Origin of the sequence: Butyricimonas sp. RTP31003st1_G1_RTP31003_210430 (assembly GCF_040920905.1) — a bacterium.
Lineage (GTDB): Bacteria > Bacteroidota > Bacteroidia > Bacteroidales > Marinifilaceae > Butyricimonas > Butyricimonas paravirosa.
Genome location: NZ_JBCOSQ010000031.1, coordinates 26,520 through 47,660, shown reverse-complemented (window position 1 = coordinate 47,660; position 21,141 = coordinate 26,520). Strand labels below are relative to the sequence as shown.

Annotated in this window: 12 protein-coding genes and 5 riboswitches; of the genes, 2 read left to right on the top strand and 10 right to left on the bottom strand. The window is 44.8% G+C overall.

Going from position 1 to position 21,141, the window contains the following annotated elements; genetic code table 11:
• Positions 1 to 7: 7 nt before the first annotated feature.
• The 10 genes from AB5542_RS11210 to AB5542_RS11165 form a co-directional block, all read right to left on the bottom strand.
• Positions 8 to 1,162 (bottom strand): DUF5074 domain-containing protein, encoded by a 1,155-nt coding sequence (locus AB5542_RS11210; protein ID WP_279038325.1) that lies wholly within the window; start codon positions 1,160 to 1,162, stop codon positions 8 to 10.
• Between the two features lie 89 nt (positions 1,163 to 1,251).
• Positions 1,252 to 1,453: riboswitch (cobalamin riboswitch) on the bottom strand.
• Positions 1,454 to 1,739: 286 nt separating this feature from the next.
• Entirely contained in the window at positions 1,740 to 2,912 is a 1,173-nt protein-coding gene (locus tag AB5542_RS11205; protein WP_279038444.1) for a YncE family protein, read from the bottom strand.
• 32 nt (positions 2,913 to 2,944) lie between these two features.
• Positions 2,945 to 4,951 carry a TonB-dependent receptor gene (locus tag AB5542_RS11200; RefSeq protein ID WP_279038327.1) on the bottom strand — a complete coding sequence of 669 codons (2,007 nt, stop codon included), beginning with the start codon at positions 4,949 to 4,951 and terminating at the stop codon, positions 2,945 to 2,947.
• Positions 4,952 to 5,089: 138 nt separating this feature from the next.
• Positions 5,090 to 5,292, bottom strand: a riboswitch (cobalamin riboswitch).
• 159 nt (positions 5,293 to 5,451) lie between these two features.
• Entirely contained in the window at positions 5,452 to 7,431 is a 1,980-nt protein-coding gene (locus AB5542_RS11195; protein WP_279038329.1) for a leucine-rich repeat protein, read from the bottom strand.
• Between the two features lie 22 nt (positions 7,432 to 7,453).
• Positions 7,454 to 9,541, bottom strand: coding sequence for a hypothetical protein (locus AB5542_RS11190; RefSeq protein WP_279038330.1), 2,088 nt, complete (start codon positions 9,539 to 9,541; stop codon positions 7,454 to 7,456).
• A gap of 17 nt (positions 9,542 to 9,558) precedes the next feature.
• Positions 9,559 to 11,241, bottom strand: a complete 1,683-nt coding sequence (locus AB5542_RS11185) for a PKD-like domain-containing protein (protein ID WP_368243060.1) — start codon at positions 11,239 to 11,241, stop codon at positions 9,559 to 9,561.
• A gap of 200 nt (positions 11,242 to 11,441) precedes the next feature.
• Positions 11,442 to 11,644, bottom strand: a riboswitch (cobalamin riboswitch).
• A 183-nt stretch (positions 11,645 to 11,827) separates the two neighbouring features.
• Entirely contained in the window at positions 11,828 to 14,212 is a 2,385-nt protein-coding gene (locus tag AB5542_RS11180; RefSeq protein WP_279038332.1) for a hypothetical protein, read from the bottom strand.
• A 22-nt stretch (positions 14,213 to 14,234) separates the two neighbouring features.
• The gene (locus AB5542_RS11175) at positions 14,235 to 16,286 is read right to left on the bottom strand and encodes a hypothetical protein (RefSeq protein WP_279038334.1); all 2,052 of its coding nucleotides are present in this window, start codon (positions 16,284 to 16,286) and stop codon (positions 14,235 to 14,237) included.
• 19 nt (positions 16,287 to 16,305) lie between these two features.
• On the bottom strand, positions 16,306 to 18,024 hold the full coding sequence (locus AB5542_RS11170; RefSeq protein WP_279038336.1) for a PKD-like domain-containing protein: 1,719 nt from the start codon (positions 18,022 to 18,024) through the stop codon (positions 16,306 to 16,308).
• Between the two features lie 158 nt (positions 18,025 to 18,182).
• Positions 18,183 to 18,385, bottom strand: a riboswitch (cobalamin riboswitch).
• 169 nt (positions 18,386 to 18,554) lie between these two features.
• On the bottom strand, positions 18,555 to 19,241 hold the full coding sequence (locus AB5542_RS11165) for a hypothetical protein (protein ID WP_279038338.1): 687 nt from the start codon (positions 19,239 to 19,241) through the stop codon (positions 18,555 to 18,557).
• Positions 19,242 to 19,511: 270 nt separating this feature from the next.
• Between AB5542_RS11165 and AB5542_RS11160 the strand changes: the two genes are divergently transcribed.
• Both AB5542_RS11160 and cobO read left to right on the top strand, forming a co-directional pair.
• Positions 19,512 to 20,165, top strand: a complete 654-nt coding sequence (locus AB5542_RS11160; RefSeq protein ID WP_229782390.1) for a hypothetical protein — start codon at positions 19,512 to 19,514, stop codon at positions 20,163 to 20,165.
• A gap of 47 nt (positions 20,166 to 20,212) precedes the next feature.
• Complete coding sequence (cobO, locus tag AB5542_RS11155; protein WP_279038340.1) at positions 20,213 to 20,731, top strand: cob(I)yrinic acid a,c-diamide adenosyltransferase; 519 nt, start codon at positions 20,213 to 20,215, stop codon at positions 20,729 to 20,731.
• 78 nt (positions 20,732 to 20,809) lie between these two features.
• Positions 20,810 to 21,016, top strand: a riboswitch (cobalamin riboswitch).
• Positions 21,017 to 21,141 lie beyond the last annotated feature (125 nt).

Here is a 21,141-nt window from a genome sequence, read left to right as displayed (position 1 = left end):
TTACTCTTTAACGTTGATTTCCCGGAAAATAAACCTGACCGGGATAAATCCCAACCTTATGACTGATCTTCGTCCCATCTTTCAAATAATGTCGGACATAACCTCTTTGCGCCGTGTAATCCAAACAATCACACAAGTAAATATCTCCCTCCGGACTGACGGCAAAACCGTACATCATTCCCACTTCCGGCAAGTCATAATAATGACTGAATTCTCCCGTTTCCACGTTCATCCGGTACACGCTTTGCTGTTCCTTCACTCCCTCCTTATTTTCTTCAGCCGAACGAGTTTTCACGCTGAAATAAATCCAAGTACCCGTGGGATCAATATCCGTACGGTTATAATTAATATAACCGATAATCTCGCCCGGAGTCTGTGAATTCGAATCCCCGAAAGATAACGTGTACGATTTCACCACCTTCTCCCGCTTGGGATCCACGCATTTCAACGTAACACCTGTTACCTGTCCACCTTCCTGCTCGTTCATCAATCCCCAAATCATCCCCTCCTTATCCACAAGTAACTGACAAGTTTTCGTATCCTCCTCATTATATACCTCCTTAACAACTCGAGCTTGTTCCTTCTTTATATTATCAGCATCAAATACATATAAACCACCCTGAGTTATTCCAAACACTTTATTTTCCGCCACAGTCAGATACTCTACGGCCCGAGGGATAGAAATATATTCCAATGGTTTCCCGTAAGGCTCAACCGTCCGGATACGTACTAATTGTCGGTCAAGATCGGACACAATTGCCTCCGTGGAAGAAATTGGCACCACTTGCCGAGGATACCCCGCCTGCGTGTAAAGAATTGTTCCCACGGATTTAAAAGTTACCGGATCAACAATCTCTATCTTTTTTGAATTATTCATCGCCACGAAATACTTCCCATTTACCAACGTGATAGATTGCGCCACGTCTCCCATAGGACGGTGATTTACATCTTGAAAAGCATCTGCCACAACACGACCGTCCTTATAAATCACCGAAATCGTTCCGGTATTCGTGTTAAGTTTTCCCTCATTCAATACAAGAGCTTCAATATCCCCACCTCCTATTATTCCTCCAGGATAAGGTACTCCCGGCTTATCACACGATGTAAACGTTATACCTATCCATATAATAGTAACAATATAAAATAACCTCTTCGCAAACATAAATCCCCTTTTAATCAAAAAAAGATTTGGCGTATCCAGTCGACAATTATTAAACTATCGGTGTCCACGTTCTTCCTTCCCTTGAACGTTAAACAATATGATTGATTGGCAGGTCTTCTGACTTACCCCATCCTCGGACGTCCTTCCCATTTCAAATTGAAACAGTGGAGAGAGTTATGTCCATGGACTTTAGTGGAGCTTACAGCAGCGGGTCTGTTCAGGATTCGCACCTGATTCCCTTTTCACCACCTATCTGAAACAGAGAGTGGCACCAAAATCGTTGCAAAAATATATAAAAAACGAATACCATTTGGATTTAAGAACCATCATTTGGATTATTCACAATATTTATTATTCACAAACAAATAACACCGTAATTCAATATCATCTAAAATTCGTCATTTTACACCGAATTGATTCCAGATATATTAAGGTTTCGTTCAAAAACACATGAATAAAGAGAGGTTGCCCTATAATTGAAATGAACCCTAAAAGTTTTCGGTCTAACTTTTAGGGTTTATTTTATATGATCAAGTACACATTTGCAAGGAAGCTCTTTATAGGATCACTTTAATACTTATCCTTCCTTCCCGTCTTTCTCCTGTAAAGGCCTTGTCGTAAACACAATGTGAGCAGGAATATCTCCCGTTTGCACATCCCATTTCTTCTTCCCGTCAGGCCCGAAACAGTACAACCTCCCCGGGGTAACATAATCCCCGGCATCGCCCACAAATATCTCGCCTGTTTCCGGATTTACCGCCAAAGCGTAAGGAGTCACGATAGACTTCTCGGTTCCGTCCTTGATAAAATTCCGAGAGACAATACGTTTCGCCTTCGTGTCATAAATCGTGTAATTGACCGTCCACTTACTCGTAATCTTACTATACTCCGTGCTGTAAGAATAAAGCGAATCGCCACACAAATAAAGTTCGCTCGCCGGAAAATTCAAAGATCCTTCCACGAGATCATTCTTCGCATTTATCACGTAAGTATTTGAATGTACGTTATAATAATCCCCGCGGGAAGTCACGTAAATCAGTCCATTTTTGTCAACACGCATACGATGTAGATTAATCGCCACCGTGATTTTCTTCGTCTCCTTAAATGTTTCCAAATCTATCACGGACACCGTATTATCGTAGTTAGGCACACGGTACCCCCCAGAGTTTGCAACATACAACTTATTCCCGACAATCACCATCTCTTCCGGTTGGTACCCCACGGTACAACTCCCCACGACTTTCAGCGTGGCCGTGTCAATCTTCACCACCTCACCCAAACGGGCATTCGGATCTATCTGTACCGGTCCGGCATACGAACTGACATAAGCGAATCCCTCATGAAAAACAATATAACGACAATTCGTTACCGTGATTTTCGTAATTTCCTTAGCCGTGTTCACATCCATCACCTCGAGCAAGTGAGAACAATTAATCACCGCATACAACTTATTCCCGTAAATCTGAATATCATTCCCCACGTCTCCCAGCTCCTTTACCACGCTCGGGTTCCGCTCTGCGAATATATTCTTATGATACTCTCCGGAAGCATAATCAAAATAATCCAACGTGGCCTTATTACTTCCCATATTCCCCTCGTTCAACAGGAAAAAACCTTTTACAGGCCCCGGCACCGAATCGCTCGGGGTAACCTTCGTTATTACGGACGGAATAATTTCATCATCATCATTCCGGCAAGAAAAAAACAATAACATTCCCAACGCGAGGAACATTAACATACCTAATTTCATTCGATTTTCACAATACATCATTCGATCTTTATCTAAATTTCTATGTTGATAATAAACTTCACGTTCGTCCCCGGCATCGGGTAACACTGTACCACCTCGTACTGCTGGTTAAAAATATTATTCACCTCCGCCGTCAGTCGAATTGCAGTCTTTCGCCACGAGAAATTCTTGGATAACGAGAAATCACTCGTGTACCACTCTTTAGCCCTATTCTCCGGGATATTCGCGCTCGCCTCGTAACGCTTCCCCGTGTATATAAAACTATAATTCAAAAACCAGCTCTTGTACGTCCCGTTCAGAATCAACGAACCGCTATGCCAAGGGATATACGGAATCTGGTCCCCGTAATACGTACTCTCCTTCTTCGTGAAATCCTGAGCCTTCTGGTATGTGTAATTCACCCGGGCATCCAACAACCAATGTTGACAGAACCTCCAATTACTCTGCAAGGCAACATCAATACCTCGAATTTCTACCTCTCCCAGATTCACCATCGTCCAGCGAAACTGATTGGAAGTCGGCATGGCAATAATCTTATCCGACACCTCGTTATAGTAGGCATCCATCTGTACGTCCAGCCCCTGCAACACCCCTTTATCAAAGTTGCGATTATAAGTCACTCCCACGTTATACTGGTTCGTGTACTCCGGTTCCAGATTTATATTCCCGATAAAAGTATAATACAAATCATTCAACGTCGGCATTCGGAACACTCGCTTATAAAAAGCCCTCACGTTAAAATCCGCCACACGGAACGGTTGCCACGCCATCACGACCGTGGGTGTATATTCCTGCATATCATCCGCTGCCCCATTCGCCACCTTCGTCCGCTCATGCACGAAAGTCCCCAACACGCTTGCCTGAAATTTAAAACGGTCAAAATGCAAGGCCGTCGCCACGGCCCCTAAAGTCGTGTAACGGGTCGGATAGACAAAATCCACCAAATCTGCATTCAGCTTGTTCCACTGAAAATCCACGGACACATCCACGTTCCAAAAAGGCAAAATGGCAAACATATTGGCTGACGAAACATAAATTTCGTGTTGCCGGAAATGATTATTCACGTACATCGTACTCACGTCCAACCGGGGATCGGAAAGATAATGCAAATAATCATAGGCATACTTCGCGTTCATCTGTAAACTATAACCACTAAAATGCCTCAAAAAAGAACCTTGAAGGAAAAAATTAGAATCCCATTGACGATCCTGATGCTTGAACTTTCCCGGCTCTTCCCGTACCGATGCGCCGGGATAACCTCTTTCGGAATCATAAAAATATGCCTTAGCCTTCCACTCTCCGTCATTCATCCGGCCAAACACACCATACTCTGCCCGCAAAGCACGAACATCCCCGTTCTTACGAACCTCCGTCGTATCGTAACCATTCTTTTTTTTGTAGCTAAACTTATACTTTCCTGTCGTGTACATATACTCCGAACTAAAAGCCCCGCTCACGTGTTCCCCCAACCGATGTTCAAACAACACTGATGGATTCGCCACCCCGAAAGATCCCGTTTTAAAAGTAACCTTCGCATTATATTTCTTCCCGTCTGTAAATCTAGGTGTACGGCTTGTCATATAAATAGACCCGGCCGAGCCAAAATCTTTGGCAGACTGGAATATGGCACTCCGCTGCCCGTTATACAAAGAGATCGCCTCCATGTTATCCAGTGAAAAACGTCCCAGATCCACGGTCCCGTTCTGTGCGTTTCCCAACTCGATACCATCATAAAACACCCCCACGTGTTGGGTCCCCATCGCCCGGATATTCACGGTCTTCAAGCCCCCGATTCCCCCGTAATCCTTGATCTGCACCCCCGAAAAATAACGCAAAGCATCCGCAACGGAATGTACTGTCAACCTTTGCAACACCGGACCTTCCATCGTTTGAACCGGAATCACCTCCTTCTGAACCCGCTTGGCGGAAACAACAACCTCATCAATATTGTACACCTTTGTCGTGTCCACTTTTTGTGCCCACAAATAATTCCCAAACAAGGAACACCATAAAATTACACCAAAAACGATTAATTTCATTTACTCTGCCATTAAACGATAACAAATCCGATCATTCCATTTCCGGCGATCGCCTTCATTTGCAATCACCTTGGACCCAATCATTAATTCAAGAAAGATTTATTTTTCTTGCACCTCGCGAACTCTAGTCCCAGAGAGTTACGAACTCATGATCTTGGCAGGTCTTCTGACTTGCTCCGTCCTTGAACGCCCTTCCCATTTCGTGTCGAAACAGTGGATGTGAGTCTTGTTCACGGACTTTGGCGGAGCTTACAGCAGCGGGTCTGTTCAGGATTCACACCTGATTCCCTTTTCACCACACGCCCGAAACGAGGTGTGACACCAAAATCGTTGCAAAAATATATAAAATATAAAGACAGTAGAAGTTTATGACACTATTTTTCACTCTTTATTTCACAAAACAAAATACTGATAATCTACTACATAAACATACAACTAGGTCTGCAAAGCACATATTTTGACTTGCAGACCCAGCACGTTTACCATCTCACGGAAATAAACTACTCCTTTTTCCAGTTTCCATCCACCATATCTTGATATTGGGGATTATACCCGTTACCCGACACGATCCACTTGTCGGAAGTCAGTACCGGGATCACGCTTTTCAAGCCGGAGAAGTCGAATAACCCCACATTCGTCTTAATCTCCACAGCAGACGCCGACACGAGTACCGGAAAATTGACGTATTCCAAAGAGGCTGTTCTCGTCGTCCATGCGTTCAACGTCAACTTTCCCCCGATAGACATCAATGCCGGTGCATAGACACCATCCAAATGACCTCCATAAGAGTCATTCGTCCTAATATTGAAATCACCTTTCACCGTTTCCAACGCAGGCAGTGATAGTAACTCTATGTTACAGCAATGTCCGGCATTTAACGAACCGATTTTTGTCAGTTTCGGTAGATTTACCCGGGAGCGTCCTTGAATGTAAAAACCGAACTCCCCGTCAACCTCTTTCAAATTGGGTAAATTCAAATCATCCACGGCAGCCACAACCGTGAGGCTGAATTTCCCGGTCACTTTTTCCACATTCAACTGAACCGTCTCCGTACGACTACCGGATATCCAGAATTCAAAGAAATCTGTCGTCGTGACTTCCTTGATGCCCTTGATAACAATATTCGGGGCATAAAGAGATAAACGTTGCATGGAGATAGCTTCGTCACCGATCAAGGTGAGAGGCACATTGTTATTACGAACCTCAAGATAAGTCAAGCCGTCAATCTCCCGGATATCCAATTCCGAAACATTTGATTGACTAAAAGAGAGCGAACCGACAGATAGGGAATGCTCCAAGAAAGAGTAATCTTCGGCAAGGATTTCCGAGAAATAAAGGCTGGAAACCTTCGTAAGCGAACCAAGAGCAGATAAATCCGCAAGAGAACTCATGCTGCGGAAGTTAGCACTCTCGCCCACGGTAGTTAAAGCTTCCAACCCGTCGAGGCTCGTCAGGTTACTCAGATCTTGTATTTCAAGAGTTGAACCGATAGTTGCCAGAGATTTAAACCCTTCTAAATTTTCAAACACACCTTTGGACAAGGTAAATCTCCCGGTCACGGTCTGCAAGGAGGTGAAATCAATAGCCTGCAGGACGTTGTTGTTCGTGACCGTCAATGTCGTAACCTCTTCCAAAACCGGGACAGAGATACTTTCCAAGGACGTGCAATAATTGATCGTTAAAGAAGATACACTCTGCAATTTAGGCAGTTTCACGGAGATCAATGCGAACATGGAAGACACGTCCATTCCCCCTTCAATAGATTCCAATTCCGGGAAATCAATCTCCTCCAACTGACCGATTCCGGAAAATTTGAAATCCAAATATATCCGTTTCAACTTTGGCAAGCAAAGTTTTTTCAACGGGGTATTCGCATCCACGACGATAGCGCTCACCTCCTCAAGATTCTCCAAGCCGATGATCTCCTCGCTCTCGTACGTCGGGTTAATCGTAAGATTGTGCTTGATTTTCCGCAAATGATTCAGGGGCTCCAACGTCTCGATAACATCTTCCCCATCGGTCTGACCGATCGTCAAATTACCATCAATCTCGCTAATCATAGCCTCCCCGAAGGCATCCACGTCCGCTTGCGTGAGTAAAGTAACATTACCCACCCGGACAACAGCAGATTTTTCCACCGAATAAACGTATTCCCGGTCATGTTTCCCCGCGTAGGAGGTCACCGTGAAACGGTGTTCCCCGTCCCAATCCGTGATCGTCGAGGGATCGGGAGAGATCGTGGCGTTCTCGCTCACGCTGAACTCCAGTCGCATACCGTCGAACGAAAAATCCTCCGGCACAACAATCTTCAAAGAATCATCGAGGATAGAAGCCGTCAAGGTTGTCTCCCCCTTAACCAAGCAGAATGAAGTGATGTAATTGTCTCTCCCCTTGAAGTCGCTGTCATCATCGTCACAGCCCACCGCAAACACCAACCCGCAGAGAAGAAAAAGGGCCGCTTTTATATTTATTAATCGCATATTCTATATTTTTCAAGTGTAACTATTCTTTTGTCCATTTACCCGCTTTCAAGTCATCCAAAGTCACCGTGTAACCATTACTCCTCGTGGTAAACTTCTCGATCGTGTCGATCGCTTTCTCAAACCCGGCATACGAAGTCAAAGCCGATTGGAAATTTATCACCACCTCCTTCACGCTTTCCAGAGTGGCAAAACCATCCATATTCGTGATGTCATTATTAGCGTACATGGGTAGAGGAGGGGTAACCATGATCGTCAAGGTACTCCCGATACTCTTGATCGACCCGAAAGAAAGATCTGTGAAAGGAACGTAACTTGCCCAAGAATAAATGGTCATCTTTCCACCCACGCTTTCCAAGGCGGGAATATTCAAGACCGTACAAGTAGTAGAAAAAGGGAAAATCTCCACGTTACCCCCGACTTTCTGCAATTTCGGTATATTCACCTCCTCCACCGCAGGCATCTTTGACAGCGTGAAATTCCCGGTCACCTCTTCCAAATCCGCCAGGACAAATTTCTTACAACTGTTTAAATAAGCCATACTCGTTCCCGTGGTAAAATCACCATTCACCTTGCGGATACTTGTAATCTCACATTCTGCGAGAGTTTTCGCTCCCGACAAGTCGATTCCACCCACTTCCTTAATCCCGGACACGGGAGGGAAACGAGTCACCACCTTGGTGGAAGAACAGACAAGTTTCAAAATTCCGGGGAAGACCTCTCCCCCAACAAGCGACACTTTCGTCAATGTAGAACCTTCGAGAGTCAATGTTTGTGCCTTGACGGCAGAGACATCCAACGTCTCCAATCCTTCTAAATTAGTCAATTTCAATTCAGAAAACTCTCCCAAAGTAGCCGGGAGCCTCACGTTTTTCAATGTGGCCAAATTAGTGATGGTAAAAGAACCACCCACCGTAGCCAACACCTCGAATCCGTCCAAGTTATTAACGTATTGTAATTCATTCAAGGTACAATTACCTACGATAGTTTTCAGTGCCGGAAAACGAATAACACGTATGTCCGATCCGTCAAGAGCAAGACTTCCCACGGATTCCAAAACCGGAAAATTAGTCTCTACCAATTTGCAGCTACCGATACTCAAGGCTCCGGGAATCTCTTTCAACAACGGCATATTCAAGGCATTCATCACGGAGAACACGGCGCTCCCGGTCGTCGGTTTCACGTTAAGTGCATTACACTTTTCGAGAGCCGGGAAGTCAACCGTGTACGAATCAGCAAGCCCCACGGTAAGGGTTCCTCCCACACGGGTAATACGTGGAAAACTCACTCGCTCCATCGCAAAACCGGAAATAGCCATATCACCATCCACCGTATTCAACGAACCGACATCCAATTTCCTGACCGTACCCGCCAACGTGAAGTTACGCCCCACTTCTTCCAACAAAGGACAAACAAATTCCTGTGCCAGATTGTTCTGCACGGTCAAATCCAGACCGACTTTCTTCAAGGCGGGCAGATAAATTTGGTCAATATTCCCCTTGGCGGTAATCAACAAAGAACCAACCTCTTCCAAATTCTCCAATCCCATCAAATCTATTCCCGTGTAAGCCTCGGTGATTTTCAAGTCATGCCCCACACGCACCAATTTATTCAACGGCAAAAGGGAAGTAATCACCTCCTCGGAACCGGAGCGTCCGATAATCAGATTACCACCTACCTCGGTAACCCCACTCTCCCCGAAAGCATCAACTTCCTCCTGTGTCGCCAAAGTCACGCTGCCCTCCACGGGAACACTTTCCCGGACTACAAAATAATGGTACACTCTCCCTACCCCACTTGCCGAAGTCACTTCAAAAAGTGCCTCCTCGTTCCAGTTGGCAATGGAGTCAGGGGAAGGCATGATGCGAGCATTCTCGCTCAATATCACTTCTGCCGAGGCCCCGGCAAGGGAAACACCCACGGGAGCTTGCAGGATAATACTATCACCCGTCAAAGCGGCTTTCAAAACCTCCCCGTTCTGTGTCAACCGAAAAGACACCACGTAGTTATCCGTACCCGTAAACGGATCATTATCATCGTCACAGCCCCACACTCCTAAAAAACAAGCTAAAAGGAGGGCATAGATGGTCAATATATTTTGTTTCTTCATTTCGTTTTCTCCTTAAATTATTTATTCTTCAAATGATAATCATACCCGTCAAGGAACTCCGTGGAGGACTCTCCCAACACGCCCGCCTTCTGGTTAACACTGGTCTGGATCATCACGAAATCAATGTATTCCAGTTTGACCGGGGAACCATCAATTTGGATTGCGTTATCAATTTTGAAACAACTTTTATCCGTTCCATAATTATCAACATATCCCCAATCGTATTCTCCGTTGTACCACAATCCACCCCGTATTTCCACCTTAGAGGCCAAGCGGGTTCCGAAATGCATAAAATCTTCCTCGATAAACATGGGAAAAAAGAACGTCTGCCCGTGATAACCGTTAGCATCCACGCTACCGGCATTCCCGTAATTATCGGACCAAATAGAGTTCCCTCTCTCTTGCGTGGGACGATAATAAGTGATCACGTACTTTCGTGACATTTCTTCCGCGGAGGCACTTCCTTTCAGCTCGTACCAAGTGTCATCGGGTAAACCATTTCCATTCTCGTCCTGCATCACCCAAACAATACCCGGCTCAGAACTTCCGGCAAAAGCGTTTCCCTCCAAAATCAGATCGTATTCACCCGGCACGTTCTCCACGCTATGGTCAAAACCAATAACCACATACCCGCCATAAGCTCCCAACGAGAGATAAGGGGTAGAGGGATCAAGAATAGTTTTTCCTTTTACCAAAGCATCGGCTTCCGTGGACCCGACCGGAAAGTTCACGAATTGTCCCGGAGCCGGAATGTACTCAAAGACTTCCGTGAAACGGGCAGAACTACCGTCCGTCGGCCAATTACGGTGAGTACCCTCCGGATCAACACATTCCACGTAAGTCTCCGTGGAGGCGGTTTGTCCACCTTCGGTTGCGGTCACGGTGATATGGTAACGTCCTTGCGCGGTGGGAGCAAATTTGAAGTAAGAGGTCGTCTCGCTTTGCTTTACCCCATCCACTTGCCATTCATACACGGCTTTTTCCGTGATGTCAATAGGATAAGGAGAGAGTACAAGCTCCCGTCCCAAAGGTACACTGAAATTCGTAATCCGGTTGTCAGAAACCGTACGATAGCGTCCATCATTAAAAATCAATTTTGGGGGAGCCAGCGGCACAACCGTCACGGTCATGGATTTAGCCGTTGCGCCATCCTCGTTCTTAACCACGAGAGAAAGATCATACATCCGTACATCCTCCCGGTTGAAAACGAAAAGACTATCTTGACAGACAATCTCACCATTCAATACCCACATATAAGTAGCTCCCTCGGGATTCGACACTTCGGCCCCAAAACTCCGATCTCGACCGGACATCACCACGGCAGCATCATCCAAGGTCACCTCAGGAGGTAATTTATCGAGAACCGACACCTTTACCTGTTTTTCAATCGAACCGTTCTCCGCATCAATCTTAAAATTCACGAAATAATCACCCACCTGCTCCCCCCGGAACAAATAGGTGGTATCCGTAGAAACTATTTTCCCGTTCAATTTCCAAGAACACAGGGGATTCATGGCATCCGACACCGTTGCCTGCAACAACACCTCTTTTCCGATCTTCACCCTATACTCCCCCGTTTCTGTGTTGAAAGCGACATCGGGATTACCAACTTTGACCTTCTCATCGTCGTCACAGGCCGTGAACATACCGATAAAAAGCATCACCAGTAATACTAATTTCAATAGAACATCCTTTCTCATAACATCATCTGTTTAATTTATAATTATCGAGTCCAACGACCGTTTACCAAACGACCATTTTCTCCAAGAAAAACACTCCCAACAACGAGAAATTGCACACATACACCCCTCCCAGCTTGCTAACTCATAGCAACACTCGTCCATTACAACAATAGTTGGATAAAATACAACATAGGCATCCAAACTCTACTCCCAGAAAGCTTTAGATACATGACACTGGCAGGTCTTCTGACTTACCCCGTCCTTGAACGCCCTTCCCATTTCGTGTCGAAACAGTGGATGTGAGTCTTGTTCACGGACTTTAGTGGAGCTTACAGCAGCGGGTCTGTTCAGGATTCGCACCTGATTCCCTTTTCACCACACGCCTGAAACAAGGTGTGACACCAAAATCGTTACGAAAATATATAAAAAACAAATACTATTTGGATTTTGAAACGAAAAATTCAATTATTCACAAATAATAATACATTGATTTTACATCACTTACTAGCCATATACACGCAGAAAAGTTCGCTTCAGGATAAAACAAAAGAGAGGAGTCCGGCACAATACCAAACTCCTCTCTCTAAAAAAACTTAAACTATTCTTATTTCACAAGTTCTCCTGCCTTCACCTGCTCAAACGTCGGATTATAAGCATTCTCAGATACCGTCCAAGAATCCTCTCCTTCAAGTTTATTGATTACTTTTTCCAAGCCCTCGAAAGAGACTAAAGCGGCCTGTTTCTGAATATTAACATAGCCTGCACTCTCCAATGCACTAAAACAACTCAGATCAGTGATCAGATTGTTATAATTATCTGCACTATAAGCATTCGACGTCAAGACAAGCCCTCCCACATTTTTCAAATTAGGCATACGAATCTCCTCCAACATCCGAACCGGACCATTCTGATAACTCGTGCTAACACGGAATTCGCCTTCCACGCTTTCCAATGCGGGTAATTCCAGCACCGGAATAACTCCCGTATAAGTCAATGCCCCAACCTTTCGCAAAACCGGAAGTTGAACAGGTTCTATTTGTTTAAAATTACCATAAGAACCTTCCGACAAAGTCAACAACCCCGTTACCTCTTCCAAATCAGGGAAACACAAGGCTGCAGCATTCTCCGTCACATATCCCAAATTAACCGTCAATTTATCAACTTGTTTCAATCCCGTAAAATTAAATACGGCAGATTCCTTTTGTGTAAAGCCTGTAACAGTAAGTGTTTGCACTTTTTCGATGCCGTCAAAACGAACACCGCGACTGGAATTCAACGTAACTTCTCCATCAAGTTCCGAGTTCCCCCGCAAAACAAAATCAGCCCCAACATTATCAATCGTCAATTTAGAAGTAGAAAAAACCGAAATATCCAATCCTTGTAATGCCGGAAGTCGAGAAAACGAGCATTGTGCGAACTGCGCTCCCTGCAAATTAGCCAAGAAAGGGAATTCTTCCACTTTTTCCATGTTTGATATGGATAAACCGGAACCTATCGACCTCAGAGCATCAAATCCATTCACGCATGTCACATTGTTCATATTATTCAATGTCATTGACCCCTTGATGGTTGTCAAAGCTTTGAAACCATTCACCTCTTTTGCCGTTCCGCTCAAAGCGAAATTTCCCCCTACCGAAGTCAAACTATTAAACCCATCAAAATTTTCCGTATTCGCCGAAAAGGTTAAATTTCCTCCAACCTCTTTCAAAGCGTTCAGATCCGCGGGGGCAGATAACACAAAATTTCCCTGCACCTCTGTCAAGGCAGCAAGATCCAAATCATTCAATTTATTACACACCTCAATAGTAAATCCTCCTGTTCCGACCCGGCTCAACTGGTGCAAATTAATCTTTTCCAAATCTTCAATATAATATACCCGGAAGCCTCCTACCGATTGAAGTTGTGACAAGTCATATTCTTTCACCCGATGGGTCCATTGCAATGTCAACGTCTCCGCCACCTCTCTCAACTGACTGAAATCCACTTTCTCCAGCACCCCGGTTTGTTGCAAAGTAATACCCGCAGCTGAAGTCAAAGCGGGAAACAAAAGCTCCTTCATTCGAATGGGATTATTTATTTCCACTTTATCCCCGACCATACCCAACTTGGGCAATTCCAACCGTTCGGGAAAAAGCATATTACCATTACGCCCGGAGAAAGAGAATTTTCCAGCAATAACCTGTAAAGCGGATAAATCCATGCTCCTGATATCACGCGTTTCAATCGTGAAACTTCCGCCAACGCTCTCCAATGCTCTCAAATCTACCGAATAAAGCGTATCGGCAGAAATGACAAGATCAGAACCAACCTTCCTCAAGTTAGGTAAAACCATCTCTTTCAAATCCCGTAGCCCGTAAGCCCCGTACTCGCTAGCACGAGCGAGCATCGTAAAACCACCCACACTTTCCAAGTTTTGCAACCCATCAAGTGAAACTCCTGCAAAAGTGGGATTAATTGTAACTCTTCCGGCAACCTCTTTCAAAGAAGAAAGCGGAGCAAGAGAAACCAAAGAATCCTCCTTTACCGTTCCAAGCGGTTTTCCGATAACCAAGTTCCCCTCGATCTTATTAATACCGCGAGCGGCAAACGTTTCAATCTCCTCGGGCGTCGTCAACACAACATCTCCGGCCTGAGCAACAAGCGTCCGAATCACAATATATTTATACGAACGTGAAGCCTGATTATAAGAAGTCACCGTAAATGTCCGTTCCTTCCCCCAATCATCAATCGAAGCCGGATCCGGACTCAACGTGGCATTCTCGCTCGCAGTAAACTCCACCTCAACATTTTCAAGCGACACACTTTCAGGAATGGAAAGAACCAATGAATCACCAACGATACAACCGGCATAAACATGTTCTCCTTCTATCAAGCGGAAGGAAGTAATATAATTCTCATCTCCCGAGAACAAACTGTCATCATCCTCGCAACCGGTAATAAAACATACGAGGGCGAACAACAACACATATATTAAATTATTTATTTTCATATCCTTTATTTTTATTCATGAATTATTCCGGCTTGGTCCATTGTTGTTCTTTCGTCAATTGCTCGTAAGTCGGGTTATATCCATTATTCTCCACTGCCCATTTCGACGAGGGACAAGTTGAGATAGCTTTCTTCAACCCCTCGTAAGAAACCAAAGCCTCGTGATTCTCGATCCGGAATCCTCCAATACTTTCAACTTCTGAAAGGAAATCCAAATTCGTCAATGTATTATTCAACTCCGAAGGATCTGACGACCAAGGGTCCGGAGTCCTAGGACGTATATCCAACACCCCACCCACGATTCGCAACGACGGATAAAGAATCTTGTCCGGTCCATAAAAATTATTCCAGCTAACATAACCGGTCTGGAACGTCATATCGCCTCCCACGGACTCCAACAAGGGGAACGTCTCATCATCGTAATTATTAATAGACATCATGGCACTTCCCCCGACCGTTTTCAATTTTGGGAAATGAAACTCTTTAATATTGGAATAAAGTTCAAAATTTCCGCTAACTTCTTCCAAATCAGGGAATGATATTCCCGTTACGTTTGAATTTGCCCAATAAGAAAAATTCCCGTTAACCTTACGCACACTCGCTATTTCAACCGCATCGCCACTCATTCCCAGGTAACCGATCGTGAGAGCGTTAATTTCTTTAAAGCCCTCTAATTTCGGGAAATACCCGCCAAGATTTTGTAGATTAAAATTCCCGTTAAAAACGTCATTCCCGACTACGGTCGTGTTCTCCAAACCGGTACCGTTAAATTGAATCTCGTCAATCTCAATTCCTCGCACATCCAATCTTTTGATCCCGGAAGAAATTACTAAAGTTCCCAGATTCTCCAATTTAGCCGGAAATTTAAAGTCTTCACTAACGAAATTCAACGCCAAAGTTCCCCCGACACGCTCCAATTCTCCCAACTGTTCAGGATTCAACCCGGCAAGCGTAAGACTAAGATTACCGTCCACGTTTTTCAAAAGAGGAGCATTAAACTGGTTTACCTGAGAACAATCCAACGTAATAACCCCGGCATGAGTCAACACGGGAAAGGAAACCTCGTACAAGGGATTAGACGCAATCGACAATTCCGTGGCAACCTCCTCTAGTTGCGGCATATAAAGCAATAATAAAGCTCCCCTACCCACGGTTAATTTATCACAGTGCCGCAACACCGGAAATTCCAGTTTCTTGAGAGAAGTCATGCCCGTCGCAATCGTGCCGCCCACTTGTTCCAATCTCTGGAACACGATACCTGTCATTCCCGATTTCCCGTTCAAATTCAAATCCCCGCTTATTTGCCTCAAAGAAGAGAAATCCAATGTTACAAAAGATGCTGCCAATGTCACGGCTCCCCCCACGGTCTCCAAGCGAGGACAAAGAATCTCGCTGACCGCATTACTGGTAATGTTCAAATCTCCCCCGACACGTGTCAACTTGTTGAACGTCACCCCCCACAGGCTATCCGCAGAATTTACATACAATTTTCCACCAACCTCTTCCAAATTATCCAGCCCGGTCAATTCATATCCCGCAAACAAACGATTAATCGTCACGTCATTAGTCACACTCTTCAAAGAAACTAAAGCGGCCAAAGAACGAATGGTGTCCGTCCCTCCCTGCCGGCCAATGACCAAAGAACCATCAAGATGGCTCACTCCCTTGGCCCCGAAAGCATCCACCTCTTCCTGCGTGTTCAAAACGACAACCCCTTCAAATGCTATTCCCTTCTTTTCCGGTATATAAATATATTTCCGTTCCTTCCCGCTATGCGAAGTTACCACGAAATAAATCTGCTCCTCCCAATTGGTTATCGCGGAGGGTTCCGGTTTTATCGTACTATTCTCACTGCACACGATATTCGGGGTAACCTCGCCCAAGGCAACATTCTCGGGAGTCTCCATCAGTATGGTATCCCCCCGGAACGAGGCCACGTAAGACGTCTCTCCCGATTGCAAAATAAAAGACGTGATGAAATTATCACTCCCGACAAAAGGATCATCATCATCTTCACAGCCGGCAATAAAAGCCAAGGTGAAAAAAAGAACTCCCCAAAGTATATTTTTATTCATAACCTATAATTTTTAGATACTATTTTTTCGCTTTTAAACGCAAATCGATCGCGGCAGAAGATTCCGTTGAAACCTCTCCGACAGCCGCACCTTGTCCCATCTGTGCCGTGTGTACTTTCACGAAGTCGATATACTTCAATTTAGCCGGGGTCCCATCCTGCTGGATGGCGTTGTCTATGCGGAATCCCACAGGATCATTAATATTATCCACGTATCCCCAGTCAAATCCCCAGTTCGTTTCAATTCCTTCCGTCAAGAACTGATTACCGAGACAAGTTCCCGTCAAAATATAATACTCCTCTTCCATAAACCAAGGGAAGTAACCCGAGTTCGGGTGATAAGCGTTCCTTCTCAGGAAAGATAGATTCCCGTCATTATCTATGGACAACACATCCTGCTTGGTTGCCGTCGGGCGATAGTATTTTAACGCATACCGTTGCGTGATTCCCGGCTTACCCGTCTCGCTACCTTTCAACTCGTACCAAGTATCATTAGGCACCCCGTCACCATTCTCATCCTGGCTCACCCACACGACACCACACTCACACCAGTACTTGCCTAAAGGATTACCCGTCATATCAAAATCAGGTTCCCCGTCACCACCATTCTCCACGCTGTGATCAAATTTCAAGATGAAATATCCTCCCCACGCACCCAAAGATGCAAGATACCCCCCTTCTCCTCTTCCGGCATCTAATGAAGACTGGATAGCCATCCGGGCGTCTTCCGCCGTCTTACCTTCCGGGAAATTAATGAATTGCCCGGGTGCGGGAATAAATTCATAACAATAATTGGAAATATAGCTACTCTTTGGAGTCACATCCCGAAAATACGTTCCCTCTTTCGGGGTACATTCCACGTAAACTTTTGCGGAAGCCGTCTTGCCGTTATCTGTCGCTGTCACATCGATTTCGTACGTTTTCCCCTCCACGGAAGGCTTAAAATCAAAACAAACGGAAGTTTGCCCGCTCTGTACCGCCCCGTCAACTTTCCACTCGTAAACAGCCTGATCACTAATAGCAAATTTTATAGGAGCCAACACCACATTTTTACCGATCGGACAAGTCATCGTGATCGCCTTGTCTAACATGGAAGGCAACACGTAGCGAGCGTTGTCGAAAAACAAAAGTGGTTTCTCCTCGGGAATAACTGACACGTTGATATTCTTCACATCAACTCCATCCGCGTTCGTCACCTTCAAGGCAAGAGTGTACACGTTTATATCCTCCTCTTCAAACGACATGATCGAATCATGCGACACGACCTGCCCTCCATAACTCCACTCAAACGTGGTTGTCTCATCCGTGTACTCCGTTTCCGCGGCAAACTCTTTCTTGATCCCGCAATAAGCCACCGCGGCTGATTCCAGCTTAATTTGCGGGGCTAAACGATCAACGACCGTCACCTTCACCTGTTTTTCCACGCTACCATTGTCTGCATCCAAGCGAAAATTCACGAAACTCTCCCCCAAAATCTCTCCCTTGAAATAATACACCGTATCGTCCGCCACGATTTTCCCCTCCCGTTTCCAGGTATACACCGGATTCACAGCATCTTTCACGCGAGCGCAAAGAGCCACCTCTTTCCCGATCCTCACGTTATACTCCCCTGTTTCAGAATTGAACGTGAAATCAGGACTACCCGCATCGATCTTTTCGTCATCATCATCGCAAGCCGCAAAACTCGCAACAAAAAGCATCAGCAATAACGCAAACTTCAATTGAACATCTTTTTTCATAATCATATATTTAAACAATTTTCCAATATTGCTATTTCCGTTTCAAGCTGTAGCTAAAAACGACAAAACCGCTGTATCCAAAACAGATACAGTCAGTACTCGCCTATCATTAACAATAGTGAATATAATTACCTCATCCAAGCTCTAGTCCCAGAAAGCTTTAGATTCGTGACTTTGGCAGGTCTTCTGACTTGCTCCGTCCTTGAACGCCCTTCCCATTTCGTGTCGAAACAGTGGATGTGAGTCGTGTTCATGGACTTTGGCGGAGCTTACAGCAGCGGGTCTGTTCAGGATTCTCACCTGATTCCCTTTTCACCACACGCCTGAAACAGGGTGTGACACCAAAATCGTCGCAAAAATATATAAAAAACAAATATTATTCGGATTTTAAAGTTATAATTCTAGATTTTTACAAAATTTATCATTCATAGAGACCTAACATGACTGTGAATGATTATAACACAACCCGTTATGACTTATCGTTTTCATAAAACGAAATTCCACCATATTTCGTATCTCCTATCGCTCATTTACGATTCAGCCTCCCACAAGCATACCGAATCGGAAACATCCTTCCCGTCGGCATTTTTAGCAAAGGCATAAATGACAAGGCCTCCCCCGGCTATTTTTTCTGAAAAGTTCACGCTTTTTTCTATCGTCTCTCCCCGAAGTCCCAACTCCTCGACACGACAAATATATTTTGTCTTACAAAGAAGCACGGCATAAATCTTATCATCCAGAAAGCAATCAACGGACTCGATTTCTTCCTTCTCGTGAGTGAAAAAGATTCTCCGATTTTCCATATCAACCTCGGTTCGAATTTCTGGGATCACCAACGCCCCCGCTGCCATGCGTAATTTCTCGTAGTTGATCACCCCGTTAAATTCCTTGACTGCCTTCTTACGGCTATTGAAAGGTTTTTCCGGATTTGCTTTCTCCACGGTCACCGCATCCATCACGTTCGCACTAGTAAATCCCCGAAAACCTTTCGGGTAACCATTCCCTCCGGGAAATCCCAACTGGACGGCATTTCTCATCCATACTTTCCGTTCCGTTATCGCCCCGAAAGCCGCGGACTGTCGTTTTTGCGGTTCCTGACTCGGTTTACGCGAGATGCTTGTTCCCCGGCAATAATTTTTCCCGTTTGGTCCCCCGTAAGTGATCACGTTACCGAACTTACCCCGAATCTTTCCAAGTGGATTTACAAATTCCGCCATATCCTGTTATTTTTATGTTCCTCGCCAGCAAAGATACATAAATAAACCAATGTAGTTACATTTTCAAGCTAAATAAATCAATTATTACATGTATTATTCATGAGATATAAGTGATCACTTTCATATAAAGCGCTATTAGAACGCTATTAAATCCCTATTAAAGCGCTATATATAATAGCGTTTTAAAAGAGTTTTATTTGCGTATTAAAAATATTCTATCTACTTTTGCTCATGAATTAATACACGATTGATTATCAAATAATTATTATCATGGAAAACACATTATCTATTCCTGTAGCTCTTCTGGCACAAGGCTCTATCCGGATTGACGGGATAACCTATTACCGACACGGCAACAAAGTTCGGGCCTGTAAATCACGACGGAGTCCTAAAAAAACAAGAACCGAGGGGGAAGAGGAATCCTCCAGCCGTTTCACGGAAGCCCGTAAAATGTGGAGAATCTACCGTCGTGCCATCGGGGATTTGCCGATATGGAAACTCATGGCCAAGGAGATGGGAATAAATAAAAGCGATTCCTTATTCCATTCTCAAAACGGGGGATGTTTTCGCCCGGGAGAAGGGGTATGGGCTTTCCCGACATTCCGATTCTCGACAGGCACACTGGACGCACCGGTAATCACGAGTGTCACAAGGGAAGGATGGTCCGTGACCCTAAACTGGGAAAATGACATTGACTGCCCGAAAGCGAGCGTGTCAGATCAAGTGTACGTGGGATATTTTTACGGGACCTTACCCCGCGCCCCGCAAATGATCACGTGCCTTAACTCGTTCCGGGGCGACGGCAAAGTGACCGTGGACATCCCGGCAGCGAAACAACCGGAAGGGACACCCCTGCATCTCTACTTGTTTTTCGGCAATAAAGATACCACCCGTTTCTCTCCAAGCGTGTACGCGGGAGTGTAATGTCCATGCAACTCTCCTACCCTCAAAAAACTTAAAATCAAAAGGATATGACACTTAGAGGATACATCCATATCTACACGGGAAACGGGAAAGGGAAAACAACCGCAGCCTTCGGACTGGCCGTCCGGGCTTTATGTGCCGGGAAAAGTGTTTTCATCGGGCAATTCGTCAAGAGCATGAAATATAACGAAACAGCCATAGAACCCTTGTTCGACCACCTTGTTATCCAGCAATTCGGAGAAGGCTGCTTCATTGAAAAAGAACCCACCCCGGCAGATATACAAGCAGCTCACGAAGGGCTGGAAATATGTCGCCAACATCTTATGGAAGGTAAATTCGATATGGTTATCTTGGACGAACTGACAATTGCCCTGTATTACTCCATGCTTTCCCTGGAAGAAGTGTTAAATGTTCTCCGCCAACGCTCCCCTCACACGGAAATCGTAATTACCGGACGTTATGCACCCCAGGAATTAATCGATATAGCAGACCTCGTAACAAATATGCAAGAAGTGAAACACTATTATTCGCTTGGCGTCCTGTCCCGTAACGGGATTGATCATTGAAAACCTCGCCTAACAGCGGTTCATACCAATGAAATAAAAATCTTCTATACAATTTATTGCCTAATTAAAAATTACAACCTATTTTCGCACCGTCATAGTTTCATACACCACTTCGTGTTGTGTTGAATGAAAAAGGGAATCCGGTGGAAATCCGGAACAATACCCGTTGCTGTATTTCCCCCTTTTAAAGGAAAAGTTTATCGTACGTTTGCCACTGGTTAGAATGCTGGGAAGGCACGATAAAAGGGATAAGTCAGAAGACCTGCTATGATCGGGACAGATTTGCATCTGCGGGATTCAGATGGTAATCAGGTATAGATGGCAAGGTCATTCTGTTTTTGATTTACCGTTTCAGTTTTTTCCCACTCGCGTAAATATCTCTCTCGAAGTTTTATAAAAACTATTACATA

Bases quoted from the DNA above. Each gene is read 5' to 3' on its own strand.
- AB5542_RS11200 (WP_279038327.1), bottom strand. From the start codon at position 4,951: ATGAAATTAATCGTTTTTGGTGTAATTTTATGGTGTTCCTTGTTTGGG.
- AB5542_RS11180 (WP_279038332.1), bottom strand. From the start codon at position 14,212: ATGAAAATAAATAATTTAATATATGTGTTGTTGTTCGCCCTCGTATGT.
- AB5542_RS11175 (WP_279038334.1), bottom strand. From the start codon at position 16,286: ATGAATAAAAATATACTTTGGGGAGTTCTTTTTTTCACCTTGGCTTTT.
- AB5542_RS11165 (WP_279038338.1), bottom strand. From the start codon at position 19,241: ATGGCGGAATTTGTAAATCCACTTGGAAAGATTCGGGGTAAGTTCGGT.
- AB5542_RS11170 (WP_279038336.1), bottom strand. From the start codon at position 18,024: ATGAAAAAAGATGTTCAATTGAAGTTTGCGTTATTGCTGATGCTTTTT.
- AB5542_RS11195 (WP_279038329.1), bottom strand. From the start codon at position 7,431: ATGCGATTAATAAATATAAAAGCGGCCCTTTTTCTTCTCTGCGGGTTG.
- AB5542_RS11185 (WP_368243060.1), bottom strand. From the start codon at position 11,241: ATGAGAAAGGATGTTCTATTGAAATTAGTATTACTGGTGATGCTTTTT.
- AB5542_RS11160 (WP_229782390.1), top strand. From the start codon at position 19,512: ATGGAAAACACATTATCTATTCCTGTAGCTCTTCTGGCACAAGGCTCT.
- AB5542_RS11205 (WP_279038444.1), bottom strand. From the start codon at position 2,912: ATGAAATTAGGTATGTTAATGTTCCTCGCGTTGGGAATGTTATTGTTT.
- AB5542_RS11210 (WP_279038325.1), bottom strand. From the start codon at position 1,162: ATGTTTGCGAAGAGGTTATTTTATATTGTTACTATTATATGGATAGGT.
- AB5542_RS11190 (WP_279038330.1), bottom strand. From the start codon at position 9,541: ATGAAGAAACAAAATATATTGACCATCTATGCCCTCCTTTTAGCTTGT.
- cobO (WP_279038340.1), top strand. From the start codon at position 20,213: ATGACACTTAGAGGATACATCCATATCTACACGGGAAACGGGAAAGGG.